The organism is Paenibacillus validus NBRC 15382 (assembly GCF_004000985.1).
Taxonomy (GTDB): domain Bacteria; phylum Bacillota; class Bacilli; order Paenibacillales; family NBRC-103111; genus Paenibacillus_G; species Paenibacillus_G validus.
This window is the reverse complement of the sequence record NZ_BIMH01000028.1, coordinates 54,778-67,796: the sequence shown is the minus strand read 5'-3', so window position 1 is coordinate 67,796 and position 13,019 is coordinate 54,778. Positions and strand designations below refer to the sequence as shown.

At 48.4% G+C, this 13,019-nt stretch carries 12 protein-coding genes; all 12 read left to right on the top strand.

What is annotated here, in order from left to right:
• Positions 1-300 precede the first annotated feature (300 nt).
• Positions 301-1,719, top strand: coding sequence for a Wadjet anti-phage system protein JetA family protein (locus PVA01S_RS17440; RefSeq protein ID WP_023554900.1), 1,419 nt, complete (start codon positions 301-303; stop codon positions 1,717-1,719).
• 6 nt (positions 1,720-1,725) lie between these two features.
• A complete protein-coding gene (locus tag PVA01S_RS17435; RefSeq protein ID WP_023554899.1) occupies positions 1,726-2,334 on the top strand; it encodes a DUF4194 domain-containing protein in 609 nt (202 codons plus the stop codon).
• Entirely contained in the window at positions 2,303-5,758 is a 3,456-nt protein-coding gene (locus tag PVA01S_RS17430) for an ATP-binding protein (RefSeq protein ID WP_127608671.1), read from the top strand. The genes PVA01S_RS17435 and PVA01S_RS17430 overlap by 32 nt, the downstream gene beginning before the upstream one ends.
• Before the next feature lie 24 nt (positions 5,759-5,782).
• Positions 5,783-7,057: a Wadjet anti-phage system protein JetD domain-containing protein gene (locus tag PVA01S_RS17425; RefSeq protein WP_028407040.1), complete on the top strand. Its 1,275-nt coding sequence runs from the start codon at positions 5,783-5,785 to the stop codon at positions 7,055-7,057.
• Positions 7,058-7,403: 346 nt separating this feature from the next.
• A complete protein-coding gene (locus PVA01S_RS17420; protein ID WP_023554896.1) occupies positions 7,404-7,640 on the top strand; it encodes a hypothetical protein in 237 nt (78 codons plus the stop codon).
• Positions 7,624-7,890 carry a type II toxin-antitoxin system RelE family toxin gene (locus PVA01S_RS17415; protein WP_023554895.1) on the top strand — a complete coding sequence of 89 codons (267 nt, stop codon included), beginning with the start codon at positions 7,624-7,626 and terminating at the stop codon, positions 7,888-7,890. Before PVA01S_RS17420 ends, PVA01S_RS17415 begins: the two co-directional genes overlap by 17 nt.
• 217 nt (positions 7,891-8,107) lie before the next feature.
• The gene (locus PVA01S_RS17410) at positions 8,108-8,377 is read left to right on the top strand and encodes a hypothetical protein (RefSeq protein ID WP_074730222.1); all 270 of its coding nucleotides are present in this window, start codon (positions 8,108-8,110) and stop codon (positions 8,375-8,377) included.
• A gap of 305 nt (positions 8,378-8,682) precedes the next feature.
• Positions 8,683-8,838, top strand: a complete 156-nt coding sequence (locus PVA01S_RS26730) for a hypothetical protein (RefSeq protein WP_157462203.1) — start codon at positions 8,683-8,685, stop codon at positions 8,836-8,838.
• Positions 8,839-8,927: 89 nt separating this feature from the next.
• Complete coding sequence (locus PVA01S_RS17405) at positions 8,928-10,061, top strand: DUF6155 family protein (protein WP_127608670.1); 1,134 nt, start codon at positions 8,928-8,930, stop codon at positions 10,059-10,061.
• 12 nt (positions 10,062-10,073) lie between these two features.
• Complete coding sequence (locus PVA01S_RS17400; RefSeq protein ID WP_127608669.1) at positions 10,074-10,712, top strand: UPF0158 family protein; 639 nt, start codon at positions 10,074-10,076, stop codon at positions 10,710-10,712.
• Between the two features lie 28 nt (positions 10,713-10,740).
• Complete coding sequence (locus PVA01S_RS17395; protein ID WP_127608668.1) at positions 10,741-11,037, top strand: nucleotide exchange factor GrpE; 297 nt, start codon at positions 10,741-10,743, stop codon at positions 11,035-11,037.
• A gap of 187 nt (positions 11,038-11,224) precedes the next feature.
• A complete protein-coding gene (locus tag PVA01S_RS17390; RefSeq protein ID WP_127608667.1) occupies positions 11,225-12,889 on the top strand; it encodes an SWIM zinc finger family protein in 1,665 nt (554 codons plus the stop codon).
• Positions 12,890-13,019 lie beyond the last annotated feature (130 nt).

Genomic DNA, 13,019 nt, shown 5'->3' with positions numbered 1-13,019 from the left:
AACACGTTGTGAACACGAACCGACGTCAGGAAACGGCGCGGTTTGTGTGCAGCGGGCGGTTTGTGAGGTGAGGTGGGCCGAGCTATATGGAGCCTGAATCAGCCGGTCCGAGGGGGCCGGTTTTCTGCTTCTTCTGGAGTTAATACCGATACTTGAGAGCCTTGTACGGCAAGTATTCCGTATACCAATGGAGCTTGCCATTAAGATTGAAGGGAATGCCGTATTCTACCATACTTCATATCTTCCAAATCTAGTATAATAAAGTATCGACATTTTTCTCCGAAAGGGTATGCGCGCGGTATGATGAACTTGTTTGATGTAGTACCGGAAGGATTATTTCATCTTCTGACGGGTTCCAATCGGAAGATATATGCGGAAGCACTGCTGCTTTTATACGAGCATTCGCAAAGGGAGCGGTTCGGCATTCGCTATGAAGTCATGCGGGATCTGCTGCAGGAGCTGCTGGAGACTCAACAAGAAACGGGTATGGTCATTTCTGCCGATGAGGATGAGCCGGTTGGAGCTGGAAGAGAGGATCAGCTTACGTTAGAGGATGTCTCCAGAGCTCAGGCCAATGCATTGCTGCGACGGCTGGAACGGGCGAAGTGGATTGATGTGGAAACCCGCAGCCAGTTCGAAGCTTATATTGTACTTCCCCATTATGCCAGCCGGCTGATTGCGGTGTTTCAGGAATTATGCGAAGCACGGACGGTCGAATATCAACGGTTTGCTTTTGTAACTTATCAGCTTCTTACCGGCGAGGAGGCCAAAATGCGCCCTTGTTTCGCCGTAATGGAGGCGGCACAGGTAACAAGGCAATTTCGCCATGAATTGATTGGGTTATACAATAATATGAAGCATCACATGGAGACAGTTGTTCAAAAAACTTCGATTCGCGAAGTGCTGGACCATCATTTTGAAACCTATAAATCGCAAATTGTAGATAAAAGCTATCACCGGCTCAAAACGTCGGATCATGTGGCGCGCTATCGTTTTCAAATCCTTCATACGGTTCAGAAGTGGCTCCTAGATCGGGGTTTGCTGCAGGAAGCTGCAATGGACGGCGTCAAGAGCGAGCTGTATGAAACGGTTGAACAAGCGGAATATGCCGTCAAGGAAGCTTTATTCTTCATTGAAGAAACCTTTGTCGGGCTGGAAGAGATTTTCTATCAGATTGATGTGCGGCATAACCAGTATCTTCGTTCTTCCTACGACCGGGCCAGATATTTGAGTCAGCAGCATGAAGGATTGGACCGCCGGTTGACACGTCTGCTGGAGTTGCTCGGCCAGCAAAAGCAGGATGCGGAATACTCGCTGTTCGCGATTAATCAGGTTCGCGGATGGTCAGAGCAGTCACTCCTGCCGCCGCGCCGCCGAAGGATGGCTCATCAGCCGGAGACCCATGTTACGGTTCCGATTCCGGCACACGTGATGGAGGAGCTGCGACAGAGGAACGTAGAGAAAATGCGCAAGGCCATTACCCGTAAAAAAGTGGATGATTACGTCATGACCCGGCTTGGTGACCGAAAGCGCATGGAACTGATCGAGCTCGCTCCAAGTAGTGCCGAGGAATTTCTTATGCTGGGGTATGTTTATTTGTATGGCTCGGATGGTGGCTCGCGTTTCAGCTTGGACCGGCAAGGCAAGCGGCAGACGGTTAGTGTCGGAAGATATCGATTCCACAATCACGACATTGTCCGTAAAGAGCGGGGAGGATAACGATTCATGATGTTTCAAGATTTGAGCGACTCTGAACAATCGAAGGTCAAAGAAGTAATCCAGCGACTCATGGAGGTTAACCTTCTGATCAAAGACAAGGACCGGGAGTTGTATGCGACAATTCGTCGCTACCGTACCGCGTTGGAGGGCTATTATCGATTCCTTGGTTGGGAACTTGTCGTGGACGAGCGGCATGAATGCGTCTATCTGCATATTCCCGATGGCCGTCTTCGCCGTAGGCTTGACCGGGAACAGACACTATGGCTACTGGTGCTGCGCTTACTTTATGAGGAGAAGAGGCAAGGCCTATCGCTGGCGGATTATCCTATGATTACCCTTTATGAAATTCGCAGCAAGTACGAGACGTTCCGGCTGGAATGGGTAAACCGTACCGCATTGGACAGGCTGGTTAGATTGTGCGTACAGGCCCAATTGATTGAACCGCTGGATTCCGACATTCGTTCCGATGATGCCCGGTTCAAGCTGTTCCATACTTGGATCTATATGATTCAGACGGATGAGATGCAGTCGTTGCTTGATAAGCTAGAATTGTACCTGACGAACGCGGAGGGAGGATTGCTGGATGAAATGGATGAAGCGGCTGCGTCTGATTAACTGGCATTATTTCAAGGACGAGGAGCTGGAATTCGGAAAACAGACGTTGATCACTGGACAGAACGCCGCGGGAAAATCGACGATTATTGACGCGCTGCAGGTGCTTTTCGTTGCTGATCATCGAATGATCAAGTTCAATGCGGCTGCACACGATGACGCCAAACGCAGCTTTATCAATTATCTTAGGGGAAAAATCGGCAGCGACGAGCGCTCCTTTTTGAGGGACGGCGATTTTACGACTTATATTGCAGCTGAATTCCGGGACGAGGACCGTAAGGAATGGTTCGTTGTCGGGGTAGCGATTGATGTATACCGAGGAAGCACGACCGGGGAAGAAGAGTATTTCATTTTGTCAGATCGGCGGTTGGATGATTTGCAGTTTGTCAAATCCAACGGCCAGCTGCTCAATCGAGACGAATTCCGCAAGCGCTACGGTGGGGAAAGCGTCAGGGTCAGCGGGCTCTCCGGAAAAAAGGCTTTGTTTGAAAGGAACAAGACCAACTATCAGAAAGCCTTACTCGCCCGGATGGGACAGCTTCATGATCGGTTTTTCACAATATTCACCAAAGCGCTCTCGTTCAAGCCGATCCAGAATATCCGTGCTTTTGTCTACGATTATATACTCGACCGAAAAGAGCTGCAGTTGGATTTGATGCGGCAAAATTTCGAGATCCACGAACGGTATCGCCAGGAGCTGGAGCATCTTCAGGAGAAGAAGCTGCACCTGCAATCCATACGTGAGTGTTATGCCCAGTATGCCAAATACAAGGAGACTGCCATTGAGCAGGATTATGTGATCCGGCGCTTGAAAGCGGATTACGAGAGTGAGAATCTGGAGCAGACCGAACGGGACAATGTCCGGCTGGAAGAAGAGCTGCGACAGCTTGCGGATGATATTGACCTTGCCGCCCGGTTGCAGGCGGAAGCCCGGGACAAGCAGCAGGATGCTTACCAGCGCTGGCAGAACCATGCTGCGGAGAAGCGCAAGAAAGAGCTGCACGAGGACATTGCCCGGCTCACCGCTCAACAGAGCGAGGGAGAGAGGCTCTTGCTCACGTATCGGAGACAAATTGAACGGGAGCTTCAGCTATTGGCGAACTTGTACGATTGGCCGGACAATCCGTACTGGACATGGAAGCCTGGAGAGAGGGAGACGCTTCGCAGTTATCAGGAGAGCCTGGCGCGTCTTGACGCTGTGGCACGTTGCGGAATCATTGAAGTCCATGAGGAAGAAGAGTGGACACGGGATCTGGCTGAGATTGGAGAAGGTCTAACGGCGTGGCGTGACAGGATGCTCGTTCAACATAACCAGTTGCAGGAAAAGCTGGGTGAAACGGACGCTCGAATCGAAGAGTTAAGAACGATCATTCGTGATCTGGAGCAGCAGAAGCGCAGCTATGCCGAACCGGTGCGCCAGTTGAAGGGCATCTTGGAGGAACGGCTGCGGGGCCGCTCGGCGGTTTGGGTGTTTTGCGAGCACATGGAGCTCAAGGAAGAGCTTTGGCGTAATGCGGTGGAAGGGTATTTGAACACCCAGCGCTTCGATCTGTTGGTTGAACCGGAATGTTTCGCAGAGGCATTGTCTATTTATGAAAGGGAGAAGCGAACCTATCGGCTGGAAGGCGTCGGTCTCGTCGATACGGAGAAGGAGAAGCGGTATTTGGGAACGGCCGTAACCGGTTCCCTGGCACTCGAGCTGCAGGCGGAGCATCCCGTAATCCAGGCGCACGTCGAGCATTTGCTGGGCAAGGTGATGAAGGCTGCAAACGAGCAGGAACTGCGACACCATCGTACAGCGGTGACCCAATCATGCATGGTTTACAACAACCTGGTAGCCCGGCAGATGCGCAAGGAGCAATACGAGGTTCCGTTCATAGGCGCCAAAGCGATCGCCCGCCAGTTGGAAATCCGCCGCTCCGAGCTGGTGTCTGCCCAGGACGAACGGCGCATGCTGTATGCTTGGGGTGAACACCTTTCCGAATGGATCGGCAAATTGAAGGAAACGGGCTGTACCAAGCTTGCCGACCATCTTGGCCTGATGCGGCATATCCACGAATGCTCGGAAATGCTATTGCAGAAGACAGAGGAACTGAATGGTCTCGATTTCAGCGAAGCGGAGCGGCTGCAGGCGGAGTATGAGCAGTGGAAGAAGGATGAACAGAAGTGGCAACAAAAATGGGGATCCTTACTCCAAAAGCAAACGGAAACCGAATCGAAAAAGTCCGAAGCGGAAGGAAAGCTGCACTTGCTTCGGATTAAGGTGCAAGAGTACGAAGCCGCATGGCGGAATTGGATCAATGAGCACGGCAGCGAGCGGGAAGCGGGAGCGATGCAAAGATACGAAGAAGCATGCAATTCGTCCGCCTCCACTTGGCAGAAAATCCAAAATTGGGAAGGCAGCTGGAAGGGTCAGCAGACACTGCGCGACAGCCAGTTCAACAAGCTGCAATTAATGCGGCAAAAATATAATATCGATCAAAATTTTATCGCCGACATCCAGAAGGTCACGAACGAGGATTACGATCGGCTGCTTGAAACGATCGAACACCTGAATATTCCGGAATATCAGGATAAAGTTGCGGCGGCTTTGAAAGAATCGGAAGAGGAGTTCAAGTCCCACTTTATTTTTCGGTTAAGGGAAGCGATCGAGATGGCCCGTAGGGAGTTTCACGAGCTGAACTATGCGCTGAGGCATTTTCCTTTTTCCGACGACAAGTATCATTTTGAGGTTTCCCCTAGTGAACGTTACAAGCGCTTCTATGATGCCGTGATGGATCCCATGCTTTTGGAAAAGGGCTCGTTGTTCGAATTACCGGACAATGATCGTACAGAGGTTCTGCATGAGTTGTTCGATCTTCTGGTCAAAGGGGAGGCCGGACAATTGGAAGAGTTCTCGGACTATCGGCAATACCTGGATTTCGATATTATCGTAACATCCGGCAACGGCAAATACCGCTTCTCGCAAGTGCTGAAGGAGAAATCGGGAGGCGAGACGCAGACACCGTTCTATATTGCGATATTGGCTTCCTTCCACCACTTATATTCCGGAAAAAGCACGCGGCTTGTCATTTTCGATGAAGCGTTCAATAAAATGGACGAGCAGCGGATTCAATCCAGTCTGCGGTTGATTAAGCAAATGGGTCTGCAGCTGATTGCCGCCGTTCCCGATGAGAAGATGCAGCATATGGCTCCTGAGGTGTCCACCACGCTGTTCGTCAGCAAGCATAACTACCAGTGTTATGTAGACATGATTGACAAATGGGACAACGGGGCGGAAGACGAGATGGCGAGAGCGGGAGCCGTGGAAATAGCGGAATATGAGGCTGAGGCGGCTGCCGCATCGAATTTATCGAACGTTGACAACGGGAAATCCCCCTCAGCCGATGATGCGGATGAAGGAAACGGTCAAGGCTTTTTATTCTAGATTTTATGGTAAGGGGTGATCTGCTTGGAGATTCATGAAACGCCATATAAATCCAAATTTGTCTCTCAGCTGCTAAACCTCCTGTTGGACAAATACGAGTTAAGCCAGTCTTTTGTAACCGGGCAGCCTTCCAAGCAAAGGCCGCAGCTATCTCTTAACAAAAGTCCATTCTGGCAAGATTATACAGACGAAATGGATTTCCGTAAACGAATTTGGATCAACGAAGCAGCTTCCGAGTTGGAGCGGCTCGGACTTGTTGAACTCAATTGGGCCCGGTTTCGCACCGGCGAGCAGTTGGAAAGAATCTATCTGCGATGGAGTGAGTTGAAGACGGCTTATCGCGTTGCGGGGCGGATGCCGAAGCGGGACAAGCTGGAACGCTTGCGGCACATCCTTACTCCCTTATCCCGCCATCCTTGGGAATGGGTCAGGGTGTGGTCTGAACAAGCCGATGTATCGCTAGCCGAAGGTAAAACTGCCCACCTGGAGGTGGACGATCCAGAGGGGTATAAGGATCTTGTTTGTGTATTGCTGGAGCTTCCTAGGCTCGAGCGAGCCGTTCCAATAAGATTACTTAGCCAGAAGCTGTTCAAGGACTCCAAGCACATGGAAAGAAACGTTCAACGAAGGTTGCTTTCGCTCGCCAAGCAGGCATCAGGAGAGGAGCGTGAAACCGAGGAAGAATGGCTTGATTTCCTCGGGGTGGCCAAAAATCCACAAATTGTGCTGGTAAGCGGGCCTCTTTCATTCCGTACTACCGACAGTCGTAAGGTTGATATTGGAGTGTTTGCCGGTGGGGTTGGCTTATCGGATAAAACGGTGGAAGAAATGTATCAAGTGCAAACAGTTGCCACTCGGATAGTAACAATTGAAAACTTGGCGACTTATCATCTGTGGCTCGAACACGCTTCCGAGCTCCGCGACACAGAGCTTGTTCTATATACCGGGGGATTTCCCCATCGGTCATTGCAATCCTTTTTGTGTAGACTGGCAGAGCATTTGGCCTCGGCATCGGAAAAGAACATTGAAGTGTATCATTGGGGTGATATTGATCTGGGAGGAATCCGGATTTTTGAATACCTGCGGAAGAAATTCTTTTCTAATCTGAGGCCCATGCTAATGGATGCGGAGACGCTTCTTCGTTACGAGTCCTCAGCGGCGTCAATCAGCGATGAATATGCCGGAAAGCTTGAGGAGGCTCTAAAGGATACCCGACTGACCCATTGGAGGCAGGTGCTGCAAACGATGCTTGATCGAAGGATACGCTTGGAACAGGAAAGTATTGTGGAATTGGATTAAAGAAGAAAACAATGGACATTAACTTTCTGACTTTTTGTTATGGAGGAAAACCAGACCACTCATCTTTGACGAGGGGTTCAGGTAACGTTCTTGTATTCACGAATCCGAGAACCTTAAGGCAGCGTAGCTGCCGGCCGCGACGCGGTTAGGTTCGCAGGGTTGTCTGCATGAATCTTCTCCCCCGAAATGCCTCGGGCAGACCAAGGGCCGTATGGCCCGAAGCGTGAATACGGTGTTAGCTGATGTTGCTGACTACCTTGAAATAGCCCGTACGATCTTTATGAAATTTCATTAAGTACGTGTTATAATAAAATTAATTTAGCCTTTCTAGATAGGGGTTGATCGAATGGCAGTTTCAAAAGATCATTTGAACAAATTAATTCAACAATTACCTGAAGAAGCCCTTCCAATCGCTGCTGATTTCTTGGAAAAATTAGTCACAAATAAAGAGTATCGTCATATCCCTTGGGATGATGAGCCAACTACTCAAGATGATATTGAAGCAATTAAAAAAGCTAAAGAATCCTTTAGACGTGGCGAGAGTATTAAACTTAAGGATGTTATCGATGACTTACTCAATTGAGTTCTATAAAGATGCTCTTAAGTATTTACAAAAATTAGATAGGACGAATCGTATTCGAATTACTCAACATCTACAAATTCTCTGTGAAGACCCTTATCATCCAGAGCTCGATATCAAAAGGATGCAAGGAACAATGGACGAATATCGATTACGAGTGGGTTCTTATCGAATTATTTATTCAGTTGAGAATGATAAGTTACTTATCCAAGTAATTAAAATTGGCTCTCGTGGTGATGTATATAAATCTTAACTTCTAGGTCTATTCTTACAGGGTAGGCCTTTTTACTTTTCTTCAGATCTTCAGCAATTTCAGCTAACGGCGCGGTTTGCGAAGTAAGGGTGGACGAGCTACATGGGCGATATGCCGGTCCGTGGGGACCGGTTTTCTGCTTCTACAGGATTCGGGGCGGTTTATGTTATACTGGTGATAAAAGAGCGGAAAAGCTTATGACATGGGGTGACATCGAATGGAAAAGGTCAATTCACCGGAAGAGTTGATGGAGAACATATCGAATATGAGCCGCGACAACTCCGTGTACCACTTTCATATTCCAGGAAAGGGAAAGTTCACTCTCGTCTTGCAAGAGGAAGAGCAGCGGTCCATTCAAGCTGACGTTGAGTCTAATCCGGAATTGAAGGTCATGATTGAACAAAGCAGGAAGGAATTCAAGCTTGGCAAAGCCTTGAGCACATCGGAGTTACTGAAATCCTTATCTCCCGAGGACTTTCGATCATGAACCGCGTAGTTTTATGGTCTCCGGCAGTAAGCTCTCCCAGTTTCGCAGCGAGTGATTTTCTCCCGAGAAAACGTATGATTTCATATTAATTATTCATTCTTGAAACAGAAGCTATACTCACCAATCCCATTATAGGCAAAGCTTATACTGAGGAAGACAGACCTATGCGGGACTGTCGCGTATCATTGTGAAGAGGTCTAGGATTTCTTTTGAACAGCAGGAGAATGAAGTTTAGAATGTTCCTGTTTTGTTTCCCGGAGAGAAATGAAAATGATTGCTCAGATTTATAATTGGGAGGAGAACAGTTGGCTATGCCCCTGCCAAATAAGTTGGACCGACAAATGTCTGAGGATGAATGCAGCATTGACGATATCCTTGAATCGGCTGGAGTTTTAACTCCGGAACAAGCTGCGCATTTGACTGATGAAATCAAAAGGATGCGCGAAGAAGAATGGGAATGAATCTAAATAGCCTACCCATTGTAACTCCGTCGAGGATACAATGGGTTTGTTTATATGCAAGGAATATCCTAAAGGGAGAGCTGACGATAATGATTTATACTTGCAGAATTGAACTGGGTGGGATTGCCCCGAAGATTTGGCGGGAATTTCAATTTCATCCAAACGTGACGTTTCATCAGCTTCACAAAATCATCCAAGTGGTCATGGGATGGGAAAATTACCATTTATACGAGTTTCATGTGAAAGAAAAGGTGATCGGTCTGCCCGATCCGACATTCGAGCATATAGAAGACCGCGAGGTGCTGAATGCACGGAGGGAAATCGTTCAGAAGCATGTTCACGAGGAAAACACCGTATTTACATACGTGTATGATTTTGGAGATGATTGGCAGCACACGGTTACGTTGATCAAAATCGACGCATCGACATCCGACCCGGCACCCTTGTGTCTAGATGGTGCCCGCGGCTGTCCGCAGGAAGATGTGGGAGGCGTTTGGGGGCATCAGCATATGCTGGAAGTACTGCTTACTCCCAATCATCCGGAGCGGGATCATTTTATTGGCTGGGTTCGCGAAGGTTACGACCCTGAACATTTTTCCTGCGAAGAAGTGAACGTGGAGCTTCAAAAGCAAAAGGACAAGCTTATTCCCAAATCACTTGTTAGGCTCTCGGAGAGCAAAAAGCCTGTGAAGCTTACGAAATCCGTTCTGAATAAGCATCTGAAACAACTAAGTAACGACCAGCTCATCGATTTGGTAAAAGCTTGTTATGGCGCCAGCAAAGATATGGAGAAGTTTCTTGCTATTCGAATTCTGGGCGATGAAGCGGTAGAGTCCCTGTTTCATGAGTATCGCAAAAAGGTTGAACAAGAGTTTTTCCCTGAACGTGGTTTCGGCAAGCTAAGGCTTCAGGAAGCGAAAAAAGCGATCTCGGAATTCGAAAGATTGACCGGAAGCGTCAAGTACAGTCTGGAACTCAAGCTGATTTACGTCGAAAATGGAGTTGACTTCACCCTAAGCTATGGGGATATCGATGAACGCTTCTACTACAGCATGGCGTCCATGTATGCCGATATCATTAATCAAGTAAATGAAGATAAAACAGCCGAGTTGTTCGACGAATTCGAGGAGCGCCTCGAAGCCGTGGTTTCGAAAACAGAAGGGATCGGCTGGGGTTTTCATGACAATTTGGCAGAACTGCACGCTCAAATAAGATGGATTTAGGTGAGGGGCTTTATGCGCGGCGGGAAGAATAAGAAGCGGACCGATCACAAATCGGAGTCCGCGGGGCTGTTGGAGCAAGACGAGAATTTCTATTTTATCGCCGGATGTACGGATGGCGGCTTCCCGTATGGAATCACGTGGGAGGAATATGAGGCGGAACAACGCGTCGGATCAATTATGAAAGAGAGGGTAAAAGGAGGCCATATGAAAGAATTGAAATTGACCAAGCAGCAGTTTCAGGAGATTGTGGATGCATACGACATGTACGTAGAAGGAATAGAGTCCTTCCTGAATATCGAAACTGGAGATGTTGTCACGTTGCGAACGTTTGACCGGGATGAAGAGGACGAAGAATTAAGCGAGGTCATTGAAGAAGGCTTTAATGAAATTTATTTTCGGTTACCGAAACGGGAGTCGGATGAAGGATATACCGACATGGTTGATTTTGCGGAAACGGTTGAAGATAAAAAGCTGCAATCCACTTTGATGCACATATTGAGCGGCGGCAAGAAAATATTCCGAAGATTCAAGGATGCGTTATCTTCCGACAGCGAGCAGTTAGAGCGGTATTACCAGTTTGTTGAAGAGCAGAATCGCAAACGTGTTTCTGATTGGTTGGAATCCATTGAAGTGAAGTTGATTCTCGAGTAATAAAGAAATGTTTGGGCAGGGGATACCGGTGAAACGTTCTTCAAGACAGACGATGATTAAGCTGTATGCTCAAGCGGTCATTTCGGAACTTCAACAATTAGGTTATCCCAGTGATCAAGCTAAAGCAGTCTTTTTTCGACACTATCGAGACATGAAACGCTTATTTGGTCTTGAGCAGAATGTATGCGATTTTGCAAAGATGATTGATGAATTTGAACGTGCCATGCAGAAGAAGCATGACCCGAGTGATCCCAATTCAATTGCTGTTGGCCATCTAAACCACTTGGCTAAAACATACATCCTTAAGCATAAAAGCAACAAATGAGCAGGATTATTTTCCAATCGGTAACCGATATACGACCTGTGTCGCTGTCACCATTTCTAAAAGATGAACATGTCGACGCTGCGGCAGATCAACATATTTTCTTCTTCACCACTGAGCGATCTTATCAGGTGTTCATCGACTATTGGAATTCCAAGATGGAAAGAAGCATCCAAAGGGGGTGGTCCTCTTGAATTTATCCGATTTTTCCAGATACATAGATCCTGCAGTTGTACACAGAGGGAAGGAATACGCGTCCGAAGGACGGGTAATTTCCTTGAAGTCCATTGCCGATGAAAAGTACACTGCGGTTGTGCGCGGGTACGAGGATTATGAGGTTTATGTAAGGCTAGACAACGAGAACAACATAATGGAATCGGAATGCGATTGTCCGTACGATTTCGGGCCGGTATGCAAGCATCAAGTCGCCGTATTCCTCGAGCTTAAGAATAGAGAAGCAGACGGGGCATCTTCACCGGAGCCTTCTCTCCGGCAACTGTTGGAAGCAGAGAGCAAGGAGAAATTAATCGAATTGCTGCTCTCGATTGCATCGGATTCATATACCGCGGAAGAGCGCATTAGAATTCATTTGTCGAAAAGGGGCGCGGATCAGGAGTTGGACGCCTGCCGACGGTTGATTCGATCCTACATTGACACATATTCGGATGATCATGGCTTTGTGTCTTGGCGGAACGTAAGCCGCGCGGTGGAAGGTGCGGAGATCGTCGCTGAAAAGGCTCTCTCCGCCTTCGATGAAGAGGAATGGTTGCACGGGCTGGCGATTCTGTTTTGCATCATCGAAGAGATGATTGAATTATTGCAGTCCGCCGACGATTCGGACGGTGGAGTCGGGATCGTGATCGAAAGCTGTCTGGAATCGATCTTCAAGCTGGTTCAGGATCACCATCATATTCCGGCGGAAGAACGCTTGAAGATTTTCCGCCAGTTGTTGGAGGAGACACACCAGCCTTATTACGACGGGTGGTCGGATTGGCAGCTCGCGCTCCTCGAGGCGGCGGGCGCGCTGATCGAGTCGGAACAGATGCAACATCAATGGGATGATGCGGCGGATTCGCTCCTGGGTCATACGTCCGGAAGCAATTGGTCGCGGGAGTACACAGACGAGCGGGTAACTGTGCTCCGATATGGTCAAATTTTGGAACGTTCAGGTGAAGAACAGGCGAAAGCTTATTTGTATAAACATCTGCATTTCCCGGAAATTCGGGAGATTGCGATTCGAGCGGCGCTTGAGCAAGGCGATACCGAGGAAGCGATCCGATTGGCGGAGGCCGGGGAAGCTCAAGATCAGGGGCTGCCGGGGCTCGTCTATCGCTGGAAGAAATATCGGTATGAGGCATACCATCGCACAGGACAAGTCGAACAGCAGCGGAAACTCGGGATGGAGCTGATTGTGAACGGAGAGTATGCGTATTATCGCTCTGTGAAGGATACATTTTCCGATGAGGGAGAATGGACTTTGTATTTGCAAGATATGTTAGATCAATTAGAGCAGAGCCCGAGGGGAGAACATACGTATACCCAAATTCTGGTGGAAGAGGAGATGTTCGCACGGCTTTTGGAACATGTCCGCAAGGCACCTTACCGAATTGAATCGTTCTATGAGCAATTGCTTCCGCATTACCCGGAGGAGGTGAAGGCGCTTTTCGTGGCATATATCGAATTCCGGGCGGATCAATCCAGAGACAGTCGAGATTATGCCGATGTTTGCCGGATCATTCGAATGCTTCAACAGGTTGGCGGGCGGAAAGAAGCGTTCACCGTCACACAAAAATTGTTAACCAAATTTCCGCGAAAACCGGCTTTCCGGGAGGAGCTGGGGAAGATTCGTTTTTGAACTTTATGGGAATAAGAAGTAACGCGATTTGAGCATAGCTTGATTTTTGTGAGTGGGTGGACAAACTGGTATGCGAGGCCTGTAATTTTGATCTGAAACGAGTATGTTATAATAATGGCAAGATTAAGTC